Source organism: Virgibacillus sp. 6R (assembly GCF_001895305.1).
In the GTDB taxonomy this organism is placed as follows: Bacteria; Bacillota; Bacilli; order Bacillales; family Amphibacillaceae; genus Virgibacillus; species Virgibacillus pantothenticus.
Genome location: NZ_CP017762.1, coordinates 2,341,101 through 2,361,447 on the forward strand (window position 1 = coordinate 2,341,101; position 20,347 = coordinate 2,361,447).

Sequence of the window (20,347 nt, forward strand, 5' to 3'; positions counted from 1 at the left end):
TAATAAACCTACTCCTGATCAGGATTTCGCAAATAATAACCTACCCCACGACGTGTAACGATCCACATGGGGTTACTTGGAGTTTCTTCAATTTTCTCGCGCAGCCTTCGTACCGTAACATCGACTGTACGGACATCACCAAAGTAGTCATACCCCCATACGGTTTCCAACAAATGCTCACGTGTCATAACTTGTCCCATATGGCGAGCAAGATAATGCAACAATTCAAATTCACGATGTGTTAGTTCAATCTGTTCACCATTACGAGAGACAACATAAGCATCCGGATGAATCACTAACGAGCCAATCTCAATATCCTTGGTAGCCTTCGTTGTATCCTCAGGTACAACCTGCTGCCTGCGCAAATTTGCTTTTACGCGGGCAATTAATTCCCGATTGCTAAATGGCTTCGTTACATAATCGTCTGCTCCCAATTCAAGTCCAAGTACTTTGTCAATCTCCGAATCTTTCGCCGTCAGCATAATTATTGGCATCGTTTGCGTTTTTCGTATTTCTCGGCAAACTTCATTGCCATCTTTATTTGGTAACATAATATCTAATAAAACTAAATCAGGGTTTTCCTCTGTCGCTAACTTAATGGCTTCATCTCCATCATAAGCTACAACGACTTCATATCCTTCCTTTTCCAAATTGAATTTCAATATATCTGCAATTGGCTGTTCATCGTCCACTACTAATATTTTTTGACTCATCTTTGCCACATCCTTCTTTTATTCCAATATATCTATCTTATCGTACTACGTAATAAATGTCTGTTGCTATAACTACGGTGGATAATATAACTATTACATGAATTTCGCGGAAATAATTGCTGCAGTTAAATGGGGGCATCTGTTGATTGTTACTTCATTGTTATCTAACACCTCAATTTTATACTAGAAAAAGAACGGATTCAAGAGACTTCCTCTTTATACCAGTCCAATATTATTTCTAATTACCTAAGATTTGTTTCGTTTTAACCATAACATCTACGTTAAAACTGTCAGAAAAGCATTATCTATGAAGAATATTAAAAAATTCCTACTGATTATTTAATAAATGGCTTTCGGCTGAAATGTCCACTTATCCCCCTATGTTCAGAGCAGATCTCACTATCATTGCATGGTAGATTGAAAAAGCTAGTTTATCTAACGTACGTCTCTGTTCTCAAAAGAAAGACATATCGCCGTGCCGACGAATTTCTCTTGATGTCCCCACTATCTTCTTACGTAGTTTAATGGAATTTAGCAGTTGGTCATTTTTATATATTTCCAAACGCAAATACACCCCGTTGAATGACCTGTTGTACGCATTACTCCTATCTTCGTTCCTTTATCTACTGTGTTTGATGAGGTCTAACTTGAAGGTATTCGTTTATCAAGACATACAAAAAAGCACAGAAGATGCTGTTTAAACTTCTGTGCTTGTATATAGAAAAACCTGTTTAGCCTTTTAGCTATATACGCTTCGTACTACATTTGTTTGGGAACGATCTGGACCAACAGAAAATATGGAAACAGGAATTCCTGTTAATTGAGAAATACGCTCCAAATAATGTCTTGCGTTTGCAGGTAATTCATGCAAGCTTTTCACACCTGTAATATCTTCTGTCCAGCCAGGCATTTCTTCATAGACTGGTTCACATTCAGCTAATACCGCTAAACTTGCTGGAAATTCGTGCATCATTTCGCCTTTATAACGATAAGCGGCACAAATTTTTAATGTTTCGATTCCAGTTAACACATCAATAGAGTTTAAAGATAAGTCGGTAATCCCACTAACGCGGCGGGCATGACGAACAACTACACTATCAAACCAACCAACACGACGGGCACGCCCTGTTGTTGTACCATATTCGCGTCCTATTTCACGAATTTGATCCCCTATTACATCATGCAGTTCTGTTGGAAAAGGTCCATCACCAACCCGGGTTGTGTAAGCTTTGGAAACACCAACCACATGATTAATCTTTGTCGGTCCAACTCCTGAGCCTATTGTCACTCCACCAGCAGTCGGGTTAGAAGAGGTTACAAATGGGTACGTTCCTTGATCAATATCAAGCATAACGCCTTGAGCACCTTCAAACAAGACACGTCGCCCATCATCCAATGCATTGTTAAGTACGACGGATGTATCACACACATATGGAGCCATTTGTTGACCATAAGCGTAATACTCATCTACGATATCTTCTACATGCATCGGCTCTACTTCATAGACCTTTTCAAACAAACGGTTTTTCTCTTGTAAATTCTGTTCCAGCTTTTTCCGAAATATATCTTTATCCATTAAATCAGCAATGCGAATACCGCAACGTGCAGCTTTGTCCATATAAGCAGGTCCAATACCTTTTTTTGTTGTCCCAATCTTGTTGTCGCCTTTTTCTTCTTCTTGTAAAATATCCAGCTTTAAATGATAAGGAAGGATGACATGCGCACGATTACTTATTCGTAAGTTATCTGTCGTCACATTTCGCTCATGTAAATAGGCTACTTCTTCTACAAAAGCCTTTGGATCAATAACCATCCCGTTTCCTAATACGCATGTTTTTTCTTTGAAAAATATGCCAGATGGGATTAAATGTAGTTTATACGTAATATCATCAAATTTAATGGTATGACCAGCATTGTTACCGCCTTGATAACGCGCAACAACTTCTGCATTTTGCGATAAGAAATCGGTAATCTTTCCTTTACCTTCATCGCCCCACTGCGTTCCAACTACTACTACTGAGGACATAGCGCACCTCCACTGAGTTTAATCTGTGATTATTTGCTTTTTGTTTTATTACAAGACTCATTTTACCAATAATGTTCGACCCAGTCAATGTAAAACACGAACGTTAATAGAAATTTTAGTTATATTATTCGTTTATTAGTTTTATTATTCGTTAACAAATGGGCCCTTTACATTTAGTTTATCAATTATTGACAATTCTATCCCGCATGCAACTGGGAGTAAGACCTACTTTCCAGTGGGATAAATGTATCCCCAACTGCAAGCGAATGCCCAATTCTGTTCATATTAACCAAGAACAAAACAAAGACGCAAGCGCCCGCTTAGCAACGTAGTGAATGGAACGAATCAACTAAAGATAAGGAATCATGCCACTAAAACTGGGGTATGCCGACGTCTGGGCGGCAAGCCCGTTTTTAGTCGGTCCTCCTTTTCGTGACGATTCGATGAGGCCTTATCGTAGGGCGCATTTCTAAAGTCGCATCGTTGCTGGGCGCTTGCGCCGGACGTGACTAAGTCGGTTATTTCTTTATCCATAAGCACCTCATTTTATAGTTTTCTTAGTTTTTCTATACAAATAAAAAACAGCCTTGATACAAAAGGCTGCTCTACTATGCGGGAGGGATATCGCTATCTGAATAACGATGATCCAAATCAACGAATTTATTATACTCTTTCACAAATGCTAAATCGACTGTACCTACAGGACCGTTACGTTGTTTCGATATAATAATTTCAATTATATTTTGTTTTTCGGATTCCGAATCATAATAGTCATCACGATATAAAAATCCGACAATATCCGCATCTTGTTCAATACTTCCGGATTCACGCAAGTCAGACATCATTGGACGCTTGTCCTGCCGTGATTCTACTCCACGAGAAAGCTGTGATAAAGCAATCAATGGAACATTTAATTCTCTTGCTAGACCTTTTAAGGAACGAGATATTTCTGATACCTCTTGTTGCCTGTTTTCTTTGGAATTTACGCTCCCTTGAATAAGCTGTAAATAATCGATTAATATCATTCCTAAACCATGCTCCTGCTTTAGCCTTCGACATTTGGAGCGAATATCGGCAACCCGGATACCCGGCGTATCATCAATATAAATTCCCGCATTGGATAAACTACCCATTGCCATCGTCAGCTTACTCCAGTCATCTGCTTGTAATTGTCCGTTACGAAGTCGCTGTGCGTCAATATTTCCTTCAGCACAAAGCATCCGTTGTACAAGCTGATCTGCTCCCATCTCTAAACTAAAAATAGCTACATTCTCATCTGTGTTTACGGCTACATTCTGAGCTACATTCAATGCAAAGGCTGTCTTACCTACAGAAGGACGTGCAGCAATAATGATTAAGTCATTGCGCTGAAACCCAGAAGTAATTCGATCTAAATCGCGGAACCCTGTAGGAATTCCTGTTACATCGCCGCTTTGATGGTGTAACTGTTCAATCTTATCGTATACTTCAATTAAAACATCTTTAATATTCTTAAATGCACCGGAATTTTTTTTACCGGAGACATCAAGTATTGTTTTCTCAGCTTCGTTTAATACATCCTCTACTTCATCCTGCCGTTCGAAACTTGACGTTACAATATCTGTAGCCGAACGAATCAATCTCCGCAGTAATGCCTTTTCTTCTACAATACGGCAATAATAACCAATATTTGCTGAGGTCGGCACACTCTCTGCTACTTGCGATAGATATTGAACACCGCCTACTTCATCTAATTGATTGGCATTGTGTAAATAAGCCGTCACGGTTACAACGTCTATGGGCTCACCCCGATCAGATAGTGCCATCATACTGGAAAAAATACGTTGATGCCCGGCTTTATAGAAATCTTCTGGAAGTAGTATTTCAGACGCTGTAGTAAATGCTTCTGGATCAATAAATATTGCTCCAATAATGGATTGTTCCGCTTCAAGATTATGTGGCGGGGTGCGATCTATCTGGTTATTCATGTGTAGTCCCCCCTTTAGTAAAGATAGCAGTAGAGAAGCACAAATGAGGGCATTTGTGCTTCCTTATTAAGGGATCTTCAATAAGTTGGCAATGTTGTTGCAAACTAAAATGATTATTTTTCAGTAACATGTACTTTTATCGAACCAGATACTTCAGGGTGCAGTTTTACTGGTACATTCGTATAGCCTAAAGACCTGATTGGTGACTCTAACTCAATTTTTCGTTTGTCAATCTTATAGCCATGATTTTTTTCTAATGCCTCTGAAATCTGTTTGCTAGTAATTGAACCAAACAAACGACCACCATCACCTGATTTAGCAGTTAATTCTACTGTTAAATCAGCCAATTTGTCTTTTAAGTTGATCGCTTCTTCTTTTTCTTCCTGTTCTAATTGCTTCTGTTTTTTCTTCTTTGCTTCTAAAGCTTTTAAATTTGCCGGTGTTGCTTCCTGAGCTAAGTTATTTTTCAACAAATAATTACGTGCATAACCATCGGAAACGTTTTTCACATCGCCTTTTTTCCCTTTTCCTTTTACATCTTTAAGAAATATCACTTTCATTCTGATTCGCTCCCCTCATAATATTCATCTAAAATCTCTTTTAATAACTGTTCCGCTTCGTCAATCGTTGTATCTTCCATTTGTGTTGCGGCATTGGTTAAATGACCGCCACCATTCATTTTTTCCATAATTACTTGAACATTGATATCTCCTAATGAACGCGCGCTAATCCCTATCCTGCCATCCTTACGCTCCGAAATAACGAAAGAGGCAGCTATCCCACTCATGGTTAATAGAATGTCGGCTGTCTGAGCAATGAGTACAGGACCATGCACTTGCCCTTCCTTTGCCTTCGCTATTGCAATTTGGTTACGATACAATTCTGCTCGTTCAATTAATTTACTTCGCTCCACGTATACATCGATATCCTCTTTCAACAGTTCTTGGACAAGTACAGTATCTGCACCCTTCGCTCGTAAATAAGATGCAGCATCAAATGTTCTTGAACCTGTCCGTAATGTAAAGCTTTTCGTATCAACAATAATCCCAGCTAATAAAGCCGTCGCTTCCAGCATGCGTAATTTTAGCTTCTTCGGTTGATACTCCAGTAGCTCTGTCACCAGTTCAGCGGTAGAAGAAGCATATGGTTCCATATACACTAAAGTCGGGTTATCAATAAAATCTTCGCCACGACGGTGATGGTCGATTACTACTTTATAGTCCGTTTTTTGTAGCAGGGCTTCATTCGCAACCATGGATGGACGGTGTGTATCGACAACAACTACTAAGCTACGGTTATTTACAATGGATTGCGCCTCATCCGGTTCAACAAAATAATGCCAAATTTCCTCATCTTGCTTAATTTTATCGACTAAACGATATACACCTGTATCAATATCATTTGGATCAAAAACAATATACCCTTCTACATCATTTGCAAGCGCAATGTTTAAGATCCCAATGGCAGCACCTATCGAATCCATATCCGGGGCTTTATGTCCCATGATTATCACATTATCACTTGCTCGGATTAATTCTTTTAAAGCATGGGAAATCACTCTTGCTCTCACTCTTGTTCGCTTTTCCATTGGGTTTGTTTTCCCCCCATAAAAGCGAACTTTTCCAGATTCGTCCTTAATGGCTACTTGATCGCCACCTCGCCCTAATGCAAGGTCAAGGCTGGATTGCGCTAATTCACCAAGGGTGGGAAGATCAACGTCACCAGCGCCAATCCCAATACTTAGTGTGACAGGTGTGTTGCGTTCTCCACTTAATGCACGCACTTCATCTAAAATTTCAAATTTTGCTTTCTCTAAATTTGCCAATATTTGCTTTGTACCAACCGCCAAAAAGCGCTCCTGGGAAGTTCGTTTTAAATAAAGTCCATGATGCTTTGACCATTTATTTAATACTGAAGTAACCTGCGAATTCAGCTGGCTTTTATTTGTATCATCCATGTTTTGGGTAATTTCTTCATAATTGTCAAGAAAAATAAACCCAAGTACAGTTTGTTCATTACGATATTGCGCTTGTAATTCTGATTGTTCCGTGCGATCAAATAAATAAAGCAGACGCTCTTCCTTTTTGACGACGGTCTCAAACACAAAACCTTGTAATTCAAACCAAATTTTTTCTTTGTTTTCTTTAATCATTGGAATTAAATCCTCAGATAATTTATGCAGCGAATCGCCGACTAAACTGCCATCATCAAAACGGTTCATGTATGGGTTTGCCCATTCAATTTTAAAATCATCATTAAATAAAATAATTCCAAATGGCATTTCCAATAATGCTTCTTCGCCGACCTTTTTAACTCGATATGATAATGTTGTGATATACTTTTCTGCCTGATCCTGCAAAGCTTGCTCCGAACGAATGCTGTAATATAACGACACAGCTAATAATACAGTCATAATAGTTCCCAGCACCCATTGAAAATACCAAATAAACACCAGCAAAATGATGGATAACGCGTAAATAAACCATACATGATTTCGTAGTGTCGGCTTTTTCTGCTTATCGGGCATCACATTCAGCTCCTACTGTGCAACACTTATTTTTATATTTCTTCATATATCCTTCCACAATAACGGTTTGCCATTAAGGAACTTATTCACCTTTGCTGTAATATGGTTATTTCTGTCCCAGCCGTTCCCTTAAATTCATTCCGATATCAAGAATACCAATAAATCGAATGATAAACATAAATGTTGGCATTAGAAATACAATGACGACAAATATAATCGGAAATGCTTTTGACATTTTTTTATAATGTGTATAGAAAAATAAAAAGGAAAATCCTTGAATTGTCAAAACCATTTGTGCAATGACTAGTAAATTTTGAATAGCCATCGTTAATGTTCCACTATCTGTGTCTGTAATCATAAAAGCTGCAAGGAGAACAAAAAGATAAATAAACAAGGTGCTAGAAGGAAAACGTAATGATCGAAAAGGCGGAAAGCGTAATTCCCTTTTTTCTATCCGATTCATCACTTTATAAGAAATCCATTGGCTGATTAATGCTTGGAAAACCGACGCTATTAAAAGATAAAACGGAAGTAAGTTAGTCAGTCCTTCTAATAATTGCTCCATCGTTTCCTTAACCACATCTGCTTGTTCAGGATTACCAAACTGCTCCATAATGCTTGTTGACCTCGCTAAGGATTCGTCCATCACTTGTTGAAACTCTTCGACTATATTTACTTGTAGAACAAGCTGAATAAACACAAAAGCAAATAATAGTCCAATGATATACCCGAATGTTCCTCTTGCCCAAGTTTCATAAGCAGATATGTTCTTATGAATTGCTTCACCAATCATTATACCACCAATTACTGCAGGAACAGCAAACGGTAATGTAACAATCGTTCCCAGCAGTATCGACAAAAGAATAGCTGCAACGGCCATTATTAAAGCTGGCTTCCAACCATGTCTTGCTGTATACAGAACGAAAGGAAGTGGTAGTATAAAGATAGTGATGGGTGTTAAAAAGGGAATAAAGATTCCCGTTAACAATATAATAATGAATAGAGCGGTAAACATAGCACCGTCTACTTGTTTTTTTGATTGATTCATTTTGCACCTCATCTACCTTAGGTTGTTACTATTCCATTCTAATATGATAACATGTTTTCCACCCGAATAGTTGTCGAAAAGCATAGAAAAAATATTTCCCGGGTAATAATATAAATATATCATAGGAACTTTAACAAGATTGCTTACTTTAATAAAGATCCTTGGTCAGTAACAAAATTAGATCTTTTTTGCAAACCTCATTGTAACGAGAATTGGCATCGAAGAAGTGGTTGAGAAAATGATGGATGGTAACTTTTTGTACACATCATCATTTTATTTATTGGGAGCTATTCTTTATATATATAGAAATTCATCATTATATTGAGTAAAGAACGTAACAAACACGTCTACTTATTAAGATATTATTTCTTTTCAATCCGCTAACAAGGCAATTATTCTTTATTTCTACTATAATAGATTTAGAAATAAAGATAAGGATGACGGTAATGGTATTTTTTCATGCATTTGCTCATAGTATCAAATTGCCTAAAAAGAACGCAATATTCCAGCTTAATCGTATTGGGATGGATATCGCGATCATCTACATGTTGTTTCTCAATTTACTTGTATCCATTCCTTCCTTTGTGCAGTATGTACTGGCTGGTGATGGAGTGGCTGAACAATTAAACCTCTTCTTTAAGATTATTTACTATTTTATCTTTCATTATTTGCCTTTATCCATCATGGTATTTGCACTGCTATCTATTATTGCAGGTATTGGAACACTTCTGGCAAAATTAATGGATCGAAAATTAAAATTCGCTATTCTATGGAAAATGACTGTTTTTACAACAACGATACCTTTTCTGTTGTATGCACTTATCGGACTCTTTTTTTCCATCCAAGACCGTTTTTTATTTCTGTTCTGTGCTTATTCATTGCTGTTTCTTTTTTTCATTATTTCTGTGTATCCAAAGCGCCGTAAAAAATAAAGCACAAACAAAGCGCAGGAGAGTTAATTAGAGTAGTTACGAAATAAGGATGAATAATAGCACTAGGAGGACTTACATGAAGCATATTTTTACCTTTTGCATCAGCATAGTTTTATTATCAGGGTGCTCTATGTCTGATGAAGAACAACTATTCGAAAAGCCTGCTGAACAAAATAAAATACTCGTAGCAGCTGATTCTAGCTTAACAGATGTCCTGCCAGAACTAATTTCTCGTTTTGAAGAACAGCAACCTACAATATCGGTGGATATCATATTTGCAAGCTCTGGACAACTAGCAGGTAATATTCAACAAGGTGCGCCTGTTGACCTGTTCTTATCTGCAAATAAAGAGTGGACCGATACACTAGAAAAAGAGGGGTTAATCGTTAAAAAGTCACAAGAAAGCTTTGCCCATAATCGACTTGTTCTGATTTCGCATCCGACAAACAAACTACAACTATCAAATTTGAAAGATCTACAACAGAAATCTTTTGAAAAACTGGTTTTAGGCGACCCAGTGAATGTTACAGCTGGTGATTATGCTCAAAAAGCTTTTCAATCAAGCGAAATAAATCTATGGGATAAACTAAAAAATAAAACGATCGATGTCAAAGATATAGCGGATATCATCAATCATGTAAACGAACATAAACGAGCACTTGGCGTTGTCTATGCCTCTGACGCCTATGAAAATGAACAAGTGAACATTGTCCATGAGATAGACAAAACGCTTCATCCACCCATTATTTATGAAACAGGGATTACTTCATATAGTACGAATCATCATGATGCAAAAGTATTAACGGATTTTCTATCATCCAAACAGGCTGCGAAAACTTTTAAAGAGTATGGATTTGTGGAATAGTCTATACTTCTAATCGACGTTATTTACTTACATTCATTAATTATATGGAATAAAACGACTCTGCATCACTACGTTGTTTTTTCAAGTTTATTCAAGCGGTTCCTATGTCAAATGTTGGGGTGGGTGATTAAAACCCTTTCTATGTTCTTTTTCAAATTGTAGCTATAACAGTATCTCTGTATATGTGTCGATGGGCTCTTACTTACATTTTACACAACACTGTTATGGGCTTGTTTTATTTTAGCCACCATTTTAGCTATTGCACTTAATATTACAATGTGCCATAAAAAATAGCCTCTGCTATATAAAAATATGGACATAGGCTATTTTTGAAAACGAGTATCAATCAAAATCATAAAATCTCCAAATAGAACCTGTGAATGAACTACAAACATAAGCTTCTTTATAATCTGGGCTAAACCTAATACAAGTAGGGGAATTTAATCCTTGTAAAATTAGGGGAGTAATCTTTACTCTCAAATGGATTGATCTCCATTACAGTTCCTTTTCTGGTTGAGTAACATATAACATAAGGTTTTTTTGTTTTGAATTATCCCACCCATTAAGTCAAATCCAGTAGCAATTGGCTCTATCATATCAACTAGATCTAAGAATGGAGTTGTTATATCTGGATCATAAACGATGGTCCCTATAACAGAGCTGCTAGAAGGAGTGAATATGCCCTCCTTATCTAGCAAATCTGTTTTCCAACCAGAACATGCAGAATACAGGGATCAATTCTCTTTAACGTTGTCATTAAATTGATCCTTTGTAGTAAACCTTCTAATCAGGTAATGGCAAAGCTAGAATATGTGTTATTTTCGCTATTTCCTCCCCGGTTTCCATATCAATTTTAACTACTCTATTTCAAAAGTTTGATTCTCTTACAACTACTTCTAAATTACCTTCTTTTATAACTATACTGTAAGGACGGTTAAACTTTTTAAAATTCAACTTTTCATTATTGCTTATCCCTATATTCGTTACTTTGTGCGCAAATGTTTCACAAACATAAATTCTTCCATCTTCTAAAGGAGCAATACTTGAAGGACCTTTTAAGCCTTCAAAAATAGTGTTATCCTCTGGGATTTTTCCACCCTTGGTAACATCACTTACTCTTCCAGCACTCGTTTCAGATACTAATAATTTGCCATCTTTTGTTCATTCTATATGCGAAGGTGTTTGTAGATTGGTTGCAAATACTTCAACTTTTCCCTTTGATAAATCCAGCTTCGCATTTTGCATTTATATCATCCCCTGCTTAGTTAGATTAACACTTTTCCATATTACAGAGTGATCATCTAAATTATAGGAACTATTATGGTTTAATTAAAACACCTCCCTCTTTTAATCTCACCTTAAAATCTAAACGCAATTACTTCAAGTTAGTATTATATATATATTTAATAAATTCAGAACTTTTAGTTATATAATTATATATATCTGGATATATGTATTAAGATCTTAAATAGGAGGGATTGATATGTGGAGCAACAAAAATTTTATGATGTTATTTAGTGGTCAAATCGTTTCATTTATTGGAATTGCATTATTTACAACTTCGTTACCTTATTTAGTAATATACTTAGATGGTCAACAAGTGACATCAGTGGTACTCAAAGTATGTTTATTATACTTCAGCTACTCATTCTGCTTTTTGGGGGAATATTAGTAGATCTACTTCCTAAGAAATCTCTGATTTTAATTATTAATATTATGTGAGGAGCTGCGCTTATACTCATTACTTACCTAATCTGGAGTGACAATATCTTGATTTGGCATATTTATATGCTTACTTTTTTTAGGAGTGTTAAACACTTTATATCGTCCAACACTAAAAGCCATATTCCCTAATATTGTAAATAAAAAGTATCTAATTAAAGCCAATTCCTACAGATCAATGGCACAACAAATTATGGAAATGGTAGGTCCGATCTTAGCAGCTTATTTAGTTGCAACTTTCGGCATATTTATCACATTTGAAATAAATGGTTTATCATTTTTACTTGCTGCCTTTGCATTTGCGTTTATCTTTATAGACAAAAATAGATACCAAAAAAAACATGGTTCAACAATTTAAAGAGGGATTCCAAGTTTTATTTAATCATATATGGTTAGGGTTAAGTATCCTGATTGCATCTATTGTTAATATAGGTATTGCTTCATTTGACGTGATCATCCTCCCAATTTATGCAAACGAATATTTTAAAGGAATTGAAAGTTTTGGTTGGCTGTTGAGTAGTATGGCTTTAGGGGCTTTTTTAGGGGCATGGATAATCAGTAGACAATCACAAGTTTCTAAGAGCTTTAAAAAATATTATATATTTATGTTTAGTGTTGGACGGTTAGTATTGTGTTTATCATTTTCTAATCTTTTTCTTATATCCTTAATCATCATGTTCTGCATAGGATTTTCCATCACATCATTTGTCATCATATGGGATAGCACCGTTCAGGAATTGATTGAAGAAGAATATCTAGGTCGTGTTACAAGTCTACAAATATTTGGTGGTCTTTTATTTCTACCATTAGGTTATTATATCTTTGGATTGTTAATCGATCATATTAATATTCAGATCGCGATTGCTTTAAATGGTAGTATCATAATGTTATCGCCCACCGTAGGAGTGTTGAATAATAGGTTTAACCGAACGCCAGCTCAAAATATTATTGACTTTAAATATTGTAGAAAAGCCATCATCAGCTTATAGAAAGCTGATGATGGCTTTTTTATTACTCAGCAACATATGGCAATAATGCCATTGTACGAGCACGTTTAATTGCTTTAGTTAGTTTACGTTGATATTTTGCAGAGGTTCCAGTTACACGACGAGGAAGAATTTTTCCACGCTCAGAAATGAAACGTCTTAGCAAATCAACATCTTTATAGTCAATGTGTGTAATTCCGTTCGCTGTAAAATAACACACCTTACGACGCTTTGCACGACCGCGACGAGCTGCCATCATATGACCTCCTTTAATTAAAATGGTAAATCATCATCTGATATTTCAATAGGCTCTCCATTATTTTGGAATGGATTGTCCTGGTTATTTTGGTTTTGTTCATATGGATTAGATTGTGGTTCGAATTGGCTTTGGTTTCTATTTGGTTGAAATCCTGATGCACCTTGCCCCCCGCCTTGAGAAGAACCTTTTGTTTCCAAAAATTGAACACTTTCTGCCACCACTTCCGTGACAAATACGGTTTTTCCGTCTTGACCTTCAAATCGGCGTGTTTGCACACGTCCGTCCACACCAACCATACTGCCTTTATTCATATAATTCGCAAGGTTCTCCGCTGCTCTACGCCAAACGACACAGTTAATAAAATCCGCTTCTCGGTTTCCCTGCTGATTAGAAAATGGACGGTTAACCGCAAGCGTAAAATTAGCTACGGCTACTCCACTTGGGGTATAACGTAAATCAGGATCCTTCGTTAACCTGCCGACAAGTACGACACGATTTAACATCCGAACCACTCCTTATTATTGATCATCTTCTCGAACGATAATATGACGAATAATATCATCGGAAAACTTCGCAAGACGGTCAAACTCATTGATAGCCTGATCATCACTCTTGAAGTTAATGATTACATAATATCCATCACGATAGTCATTGATTTCATAAGCAAGACGCTTCTTACCTTTTTCATCAACTTTTTCAATTTCCGCACCATTGTCAGTAAGAATTCCATTGAAACGCTCAATTAAAGCTGTTTGCGCTTCTTCTTCCATGTCTGGGCGGATGATGTACATGATTTCGTATTTTCTCATCCGTAGCACCTCCTTTTGGACTTAGCGGCCCTCGACTATTCGACGAAAATATTCTGTCGTCATGAGAGCAAGGAGTAATTCTATAATTTAATTACTCACGATAGTGTATTATACCAAATCATTTAACAAATGACAAGTCTTTCGAGAGATCCTATTTACGTATACATTAAACATTAAAGCGGAAATGAATCACATCGCCATCCTGTACGATATACTCTTTTCCTTCTAATCGTACTTTTCCATTTTCCCTCGCCTTCACCATGGATCCAGCTGCTACTAAATCGTCATAGGAAACCGTTTCTGCACGAATAAATCCACGCTCAAAATCCGTATGAATAATCCCTGCTGCTTGTGGTGCTTTAATTCCCTTACGAAATGTCCAAGCACGAACTTCTTGTTCCCCTGCTGTAAAGTACGTAGCCAAACCTAATAAATGATAAGAAGCTTTAATCAGCTTGTCCAATCCAGACTCTGTAATCCCTAAATCGTCCAAAAACATCGTCTTTTCTTCTGGATCTAATTCAGAGATCTCTTCTTCTATTTTCGCACAGACTACAATTACTTCTGCATTTTCCTTAGCTGCATATGCTTTCACTTTCTGGACGTTCTCATTGGCATCGGCATCCGCAACTTCATCTTCACTTACATTTGCCACATAAAGCGTTGGCTTACTTGTAAGCAAATGCAAACCTTTTACTAGCTTCCACTGCTCCTCATTAAATTCCAATGCTCGTACTGGCAGTTCCTCTTCCAAGCCTGTTTTTAATTTACAAAGCACATCAAATTCAGCGACCGCTGATTTTTCTTTTTGCTTCGCTAATTTTTCTACACGTTGCAAACGTTTGTTTACCGTTTCCAAATCTGCCAGAATCAATTCCAAATTAATGATATCCATATCTTCAACTGGATCTACTTTTCCCGACACATGGGTTATATTTTCATCTTGAAAACAACGGACAACCTGACAAATAGCATCTACTTGGCGAATATGAGACAGAAATTGATTACCTAATCCCTCCCCTTTACTTGCGCCTTTCACAATACCAGCAATATCCGTAAACTCAAATGTAGTCGGTACTGTCTTTTTCGGTTTTACTAATTCTGTTAATTTATTTAAGCGTTTGTCCGGTACTTCTACGATTCCAACATTAGGGTCTATCGTAGCAAACGGGTAGTTTGCTGCTTCAGCTCCAGCTTGGGTAATCGCATTAAATAACGTTGACTTGCCAACGTTCGGAAGCCCGACAATTCCTGCTGTTAAAGACATGCAAATTTCACTCCTTAAAGACTCCATTCATATGAACGCGTTTGTCCTTTTCATTATAGATACAAGCCATCAAAATGACAAGCTAACAAAAAGCAAAAGTAGACAGAATAAACTGTCTACTTTCACTCTTTACCCTATTATATTTGCACTTTTCTTTTTCTCTATTTGCAATTATACCATTTTACTAACGAAATCGCTATTTTCTTAAGCAAGAAAAATTTTCTTTTTTCCTCTGTAATTTCCTTAGTCTTCTGCCTGTTCAAGCACTTTTTTCATTTTTTTTTCAAACTGTTTACGTGGAATCATCACACTATGATCACAGCCTAAGCACTTGATACGTATATCCATTCCCATTCGAATAATCCGCCAACGATTTTCTCCACAAGGGTGCGGCTTTTTCATTTGTACGACGTCATGTAGTGCAAATTGTTTTCCTTCCATTGCCCTTTTCTCCTTCATTTATTAATGATTCTAAAAAGCTATTCCATACAATAGTTGACTTCAGCTTCCACTTTACTGCTTATATTCTTATACAGAGTAGAGGCTTTCAGCGGTTGTTGCATACAACGGATAGAAAGCCTCCTTACATCGCGTCTTTTTTAAAGAGCATGTAACCCAGCTTGTTTAATCATTTTCTGGAGACTGCTCGCCATGCGATTCAACATCCGGGTATCCTTGTCGCTTGTCCTGATTTTCCTCAAATCGCTGCTTTTGACTGTAATCCAGTAAGCTTTCTTTTTGTTCACGAGAATACATAACAATCCTTGGAGAAGGAATTTCAATTCCTGACCGATATAGGTGATCTTGCATATCTCGGCGAATATTTCTCTCCGCAGCCCATTGAAATCCAGGCAATGTTTCTGCAATAACACGGATAACAAAGTAGGAAGCCTCCAAATTTTGCACTCCGATAATTTCTGGGGTACCAACTATAAATTCATATTTATCAGGAAGTGTAACTGCTACTTCATTAATTAAACGTTCCGCATCATCGACACTGTTCTCATAAGGAACGTTAATATCAACAATAGCTAACCCATTATGAACAGAATAATTGATGACTTGTGTAACATTTCCATTTGGTAAAATATGCATTTCGCCTGTCCAACTTAATACTTTCGTTGTTCTTAGTCCTATCTCTTCTACGGTTCCTTCAATGCCAGCTACGCCAACATAATCCCCTACTGAAAATTGATCTTCAAAAATAATGAAGAAACCAGAAATAATATCTCGTACTAAATTTTGGGCACCAAAACCAATTGCTAAACCTGCAACACCAGCACCAGCTATTAATGCGCCTACTTCTAAACTAAATACGCCATCCAAAATCATAATTAGCGCAATGAAATACACGACATAAGCGACGACGCTTTTGATTAATTTCTTTAATGTATTCTCACGACGCTCGGTTATACGAATCGGCCCTTTGTCCCGCTTTTTAAACAATCGATCAACAACCTTACGAGAGATGCGAACTACAAGGTAAGATAAAACGAGAATAAGAATGATTTGCAAGATACCTTTACCAATTGTAAACCATAAATCTGCTCCTGTTACATACTCCCAAGCATCATTCATTAATTTATTGAATTTATCTACTTCTTTTTCTACATTTTCTTCTACTGTACTTTGCGAAAGCTCCATCCTAATCCTCCCATACCTAAATAGACTCTATGTTTTTGTATTTTCCAATTTATCCCAAAAAGGAAGAAATAATAGTCGAGTTAATACGTATAAATTTAATATACCATAGATCGGATATAAGTATTGAATCAGCGTTGAAAAACCGAAAGCTGTTAATGGAATCATTGTAACCAAGGTAATGCAAACAATCAACCATAATGGCTGCTTTACATAATCTTGTATACGTGTAACGATTCCAAGGATTCCTGAAGCAGCTGTTGTAAAAATGGCAAACCATAATAACACACTCATAAAAACGAGCATTTGCAACGGATAATGCTTCATAATAGCAAATAAAGGAATCTCATAAACTAGTATTTCATCAGCAATCTGAATTAAACTGTTGTTATAAATAAACGTGATGACTCCTAGAGTAAGCCCGCTTCCAATTGAAGCAATCCATATTTCCTGTTTCGTCTTTACTTTATGTCCAATCGCCCCTAAGACGGCAATTAGAGGAAGGATATTTAATGCTGTAAATGGAAAGGCCGCCATCCAATTTCGTTGTTCATGCCAATGAGAAAAAAGATCCAATTCTTGATCGATCGTGAACCATAAGAGAACAAATATAAGTCCTGTTAATAACAACGGTAAGATAAATTGATTGATAGAAAGTAGACCATTCACTCCTTTTAAAAACAGCAAAATAAGCGCAATAATTATTATACTTATACCCCACGAATAAGGGTAATTAAACGCTTGAGATGTTGCCCCACTCCCAGCAATCATAATAACAGTTGTTGTGAACAGATAAATAAATATCATCACATCGTACACTTTTGTTAATTTTACCCCAACAATATCCCGCAGTACTGGTAAATAGTGGGTAGATTTTCGAGCGTAGCTAATATTCATAATACCTATACAACAAATGGTAAAAAAACAAGTAAATAGAACGATGGCTAGTCCACTTTCATGACCAAAAAATTGCCATAACTCCCTTCCAGAAGCATAGCCTGCCCCTATCGTTGTGCCGATAATTAAAAACATCCATTGCATTCCCGCTCTTATCATCTCATTTCCTCCATTATTTTTATTCATTCATGTATAGATTTTGAAAAATACCCGTATACTATACCAATATGTCTTTGGAGGAAAAGCTATGAATTTAAAAAACAAAATAACTGATAGAAGCAGTGATTATCGTATGCTCCATACAGACCCTAATTTTCATACTGTTATGCTGGAAAATTTTCTATCATTGTTGCCTCAATCTCCCCACGAGTATATAGTTGTCTCAATTGGGACAGATCGTTCTACAGGGGATGCTTTAGGACCGCTAGCAGGGAGTTTACTTTCAGAAAAAAAACCAAGGCATATGTCTGTTTATGGTACACTGGATAACCCTGTTCATGCTGTCAATTTGACCGAATACATCCATCAAATTGAAGCAACCTATCGCCATCCATTTATTATCGCTATTGACGCCTGTTTAGGAAAGCAGCATTCTGTAGGAAAAGTTATTGCTGGTACAGGAGCTATAAAACCAGGTGCAGCATTAAACAAAGCCCTCCCTGCTATAGGGGATGTTCACCTAACTGGGGTTGTTAATGTGAGTGGATTTATGGAATATTCCGTTTTACAAAATACCAGATTACAAATAGTAATGGCGATGGCAAAATCGATTGCCAATCTTTTAGACGCTGTCGATCAACGTTTAACATACAGAAAAAGAATGCCTGCTGCTGTAATTACCAAACATATTCAATCCAATTTGATGTAGAATACTTAGGATATTCATTTAACTCTTTGTTTATCCTATTAAGTGGATGAAATAAAAGAGGCCTATTTTGGAGTGTTTTTGAAAAGGCTAGTAGATAAGAACTTAAGACATAATTGAATATCCTCCTTAAATATGTGCAATGTTAGTTACTTGCGATTTTTTCTTATCTATGTTACATCATCTTGGCAGTAAAAAATCAGGATGGAATGTAGTTCACTCCTCGTTGGATGTTTTCGTATTTCATCCTAGTCTCATTTACCCATAAAGTATCAGTTTAATTAGAAAAACTTGGCTTGTCGCCAAGTCTTATGGCGGAAGCCTTTGTTTTTCTTATACTATAAACCAAAAAAATCTTATACTTTCCTATAGTGGAACAAAGGCGCAAGCGCCCGTTTAGCAACGTAGCAAATGGAACGAATCAACGGAGATAAAGGAATCACGGTGAGTAACGAACCGATGATGACTTATCGTAGGTCGCATTTCTAAAGTCGCATCGTTGCTGGGCGATGAATCCGGACGTGACTAGTCGGTTATTTCGTTATCCACAAGCACCTAATAATAAAAAACAGTCGCTCTCATGTGTATATGAATAAGAGAGGACTGTATTTTTCTATGCCTGAGTTTCCTTAGGTATCCCAAACAATTTCGTTAATTCCTATTCAACTCATTGTCTTATTGATTGAGACGACGTTGCTTCTTGTTACAAAAATAATTGGTATACATAGTAAATGACACCTACCATTATAATAGCCGGTAATAGATTACCTATTCTTATAGAAGTGATATTTAACAAATTCAGCCCGATTGCTACAATAAGTAAACCACCTACTCCTGTTAATTCAGTAATGAAACCGTTTAAAGTACTCTCGGGTAGGACCCCTTCAATTTGTGTAGCAAGTAGGGCAATGGAGCCTTGATATAAAAGTACAGGAAAAACGGATAAAATAACACCCAAACCAAGTGTTGTTGTCAATACTAAAGCGACAAACCCATCTAGTATTCCTTTTGTTATTAAAACCTCATGATCCCCTCGCAACCCACTATCTAATGCCCCAATGATAGACATTGCTCCGATGACAAAGATTAAGGAAGCTGTAACAAATCCTTGTGACACACGACTGTCGTTTTCTTCAGAACCCAGCTTATTGCCGACCCATTTTCCTAGTCGATCCAAACCACTTTCTAACTGAAGCCATTCCCCTACTATAGCACCTGTTAATAGACTTAGTAATCCAATAATAATATGCTCCATTACAAATGCCATTTGTAAACCAATTAGCATTACAGCTAGTCCAATTCCTTGCATGACTGTTTCTTTATATCTTTCGGGAATTTTAGTGAATACTAACCCAAGGAAGCTTCCAATTACAATTAAGGCTACGTTGATAAGTGTACCGTATAGCGCTATTTTCTCCGCCCCCTACATACTTTCTATAAAGTGAATCTTCATTCAATGGAGGGTTCATTCATCCACCCAATGATTGTTAGTACCGTAATGGTATGACCTAAACGCCTCTTACGAAATAGGGCATTTAGATGCTGTTATCTCCCACTTAGACTTGTTGCAGTATAGATTATCCATCTCCTGACATCGGAGTCTTACAGCACTTTATATGCGGGATAAATGTTTCACGTGGAACATTTTCTTATAATTTTTACAAACATGAAAACTTAATTATGTTTTTAGTCTATGTAAAATGAAAGACTGACACTATTGTCAGCCCTCCCCTGTTGTATTACATATTTAATTTTTAAGGGATCGTTCACAATTGGATAGTAAAACAAAAGTGAAATGAAAAGACATGACTTGGTTTCCTGTA

Annotated in this window: 20 protein-coding genes; 5 read left to right on the forward strand and 15 right to left on the reverse strand. The window is 36.8% G+C overall.

All coding sequences use genetic code 11. The features are described from left to right. Positions 1 to 8 precede the first annotated feature (8 nt). The 6 genes from yycF to BKP57_RS10550 form a co-directional block, all read right to left on the reverse strand. Entirely contained in the window at positions 9 to 713 is a 705-nt protein-coding gene (gene yycF, locus BKP57_RS10525; RefSeq protein ID WP_050350613.1) for a response regulator YycF, read from the reverse strand. A 739-nt stretch (positions 714 to 1,452) separates the two neighbouring features. Further along, positions 1,453 to 2,739, reverse strand: coding sequence for an adenylosuccinate synthase (locus BKP57_RS10530; protein ID WP_050350612.1), 1,287 nt, complete (start codon positions 2,737 to 2,739; stop codon positions 1,453 to 1,455). A gap of 608 nt (positions 2,740 to 3,347) precedes the next feature. Further along, positions 3,348 to 4,706 (reverse strand): replicative DNA helicase, encoded by a 1,359-nt coding sequence (dnaB, locus tag BKP57_RS10535; protein WP_050350611.1) that lies wholly within the window; start codon positions 4,704 to 4,706, stop codon positions 3,348 to 3,350. Positions 4,707 to 4,819: 113 nt separating this feature from the next. Further along, positions 4,820 to 5,266: a 50S ribosomal protein L9 gene (rplI, locus tag BKP57_RS10540; RefSeq protein WP_050350610.1), complete on the reverse strand. Its 447-nt coding sequence runs from the start codon at positions 5,264 to 5,266 to the stop codon at positions 4,820 to 4,822. Then, positions 5,263 to 7,233 carry a DHH family phosphoesterase gene (locus BKP57_RS10545; RefSeq protein WP_050350609.1) on the reverse strand — a complete coding sequence of 657 codons (1,971 nt, stop codon included), beginning with the start codon at positions 7,231 to 7,233 and terminating at the stop codon, positions 5,263 to 5,265. Before BKP57_RS10545 ends, rplI begins: the two co-directional genes overlap by 4 nt. A gap of 106 nt (positions 7,234 to 7,339) precedes the next feature. After that, positions 7,340 to 8,281, reverse strand: a complete 942-nt coding sequence (locus BKP57_RS10550; protein WP_050350608.1) for a YybS family protein — start codon at positions 8,279 to 8,281, stop codon at positions 7,340 to 7,342. A gap of 446 nt (positions 8,282 to 8,727) precedes the next feature. Between BKP57_RS10550 and BKP57_RS10555 the strand changes: the two genes are divergently transcribed. Then, positions 8,728 to 9,213, forward strand: coding sequence for a DUF1189 family protein (locus BKP57_RS10555; protein ID WP_050350607.1), 486 nt, complete (start codon positions 8,728 to 8,730; stop codon positions 9,211 to 9,213). Between the two features lie 76 nt (positions 9,214 to 9,289). After that, positions 9,290 to 10,078 (forward strand): molybdate ABC transporter substrate-binding protein, encoded by a 789-nt coding sequence (gene modA, locus BKP57_RS10560; protein WP_050350606.1) that lies wholly within the window; start codon positions 9,290 to 9,292, stop codon positions 10,076 to 10,078. Positions 10,079 to 10,554: 476 nt separating this feature from the next. On the opposite strand, the gene BKP57_RS10565 is transcribed toward modA, so the two are convergent. Continuing rightward, positions 10,555 to 10,776, reverse strand: a complete 222-nt coding sequence (locus tag BKP57_RS10565; RefSeq protein ID WP_050350605.1) for a hypothetical protein — start codon at positions 10,774 to 10,776, stop codon at positions 10,555 to 10,557. 1,088 nt (positions 10,777 to 11,864) lie between these two features. Between BKP57_RS10565 and BKP57_RS10575 the strand changes: the two genes are divergently transcribed. Both BKP57_RS10575 and BKP57_RS10580 read left to right on the forward strand, forming a co-directional pair. After that, on the forward strand, positions 11,865 to 12,158 hold the full coding sequence (locus BKP57_RS10575) for an MFS transporter (protein WP_257786714.1): 294 nt from the start codon (positions 11,865 to 11,867) through the stop codon (positions 12,156 to 12,158). Then, positions 12,142 to 12,789, forward strand: a complete 648-nt coding sequence (locus BKP57_RS10580) for an MFS transporter (RefSeq protein WP_072741510.1) — start codon at positions 12,142 to 12,144, stop codon at positions 12,787 to 12,789. Before BKP57_RS10575 ends, BKP57_RS10580 begins: the two co-directional genes overlap by 17 nt. 22 nt (positions 12,790 to 12,811) lie before the next feature. Here the strand turns inward: BKP57_RS10580 and rpsR are convergent, their stop codons facing one another. From rpsR to BKP57_RS10615, 7 genes are all read right to left on the reverse strand, one after another. Next, a complete protein-coding gene (rpsR, locus tag BKP57_RS10585; protein WP_050350602.1) occupies positions 12,812 to 13,042 on the reverse strand; it encodes a 30S ribosomal protein S18 in 231 nt (76 codons plus the stop codon). 17 nt (positions 13,043 to 13,059) lie between these two features. Next, the gene (gene ssb / locus BKP57_RS10590; RefSeq protein ID WP_050350601.1) at positions 13,060 to 13,548 is read right to left on the reverse strand and encodes a single-stranded DNA-binding protein; all 489 of its coding nucleotides are present in this window, start codon (positions 13,546 to 13,548) and stop codon (positions 13,060 to 13,062) included. Between the two features lie 15 nt (positions 13,549 to 13,563). After that, positions 13,564 to 13,854 (reverse strand): 30S ribosomal protein S6, encoded by a 291-nt coding sequence (gene rpsF, locus BKP57_RS10595; RefSeq protein ID WP_050350600.1) that lies wholly within the window; start codon positions 13,852 to 13,854, stop codon positions 13,564 to 13,566. 166 nt (positions 13,855 to 14,020) lie between these two features. Next, a complete protein-coding gene (gene ychF / locus BKP57_RS10600; RefSeq protein ID WP_072741512.1) occupies positions 14,021 to 15,121 on the reverse strand; it encodes a redox-regulated ATPase YchF in 1,101 nt (366 codons plus the stop codon). Positions 15,122 to 15,364: 243 nt separating this feature from the next. Next, positions 15,365 to 15,562 carry a DUF951 domain-containing protein gene (locus tag BKP57_RS10605; RefSeq protein ID WP_050350598.1) on the reverse strand — a complete coding sequence of 66 codons (198 nt, stop codon included), beginning with the start codon at positions 15,560 to 15,562 and terminating at the stop codon, positions 15,365 to 15,367. Between the two features lie 183 nt (positions 15,563 to 15,745). Further along, the gene (locus BKP57_RS10610) at positions 15,746 to 16,765 is read right to left on the reverse strand and encodes a mechanosensitive ion channel family protein (RefSeq protein ID WP_082240870.1); all 1,020 of its coding nucleotides are present in this window, start codon (positions 16,763 to 16,765) and stop codon (positions 15,746 to 15,748) included. Between the two features lie 27 nt (positions 16,766 to 16,792). Next, on the reverse strand, positions 16,793 to 17,818 hold the full coding sequence (locus BKP57_RS10615) for a YkvI family membrane protein (RefSeq protein WP_050350597.1): 1,026 nt from the start codon (positions 17,816 to 17,818) through the stop codon (positions 16,793 to 16,795). A gap of 88 nt (positions 17,819 to 17,906) precedes the next feature. Between BKP57_RS10615 and yyaC the strand changes: the two genes are divergently transcribed. Further along, positions 17,907 to 18,527, forward strand: a complete 621-nt coding sequence (yyaC, locus tag BKP57_RS10620) for a spore protease YyaC (protein WP_072741513.1) — start codon at positions 17,907 to 17,909, stop codon at positions 18,525 to 18,527. Positions 18,528 to 19,227: 700 nt separating this feature from the next. Here yyaC and BKP57_RS10625 read toward each other — a convergent pair. Next, positions 19,228 to 19,935 (reverse strand): DUF554 domain-containing protein, encoded by a 708-nt coding sequence (locus BKP57_RS10625; protein WP_050350595.1) that lies wholly within the window; start codon positions 19,933 to 19,935, stop codon positions 19,228 to 19,230. Positions 19,936 to 20,347: the final 412 nt, after the last annotated feature.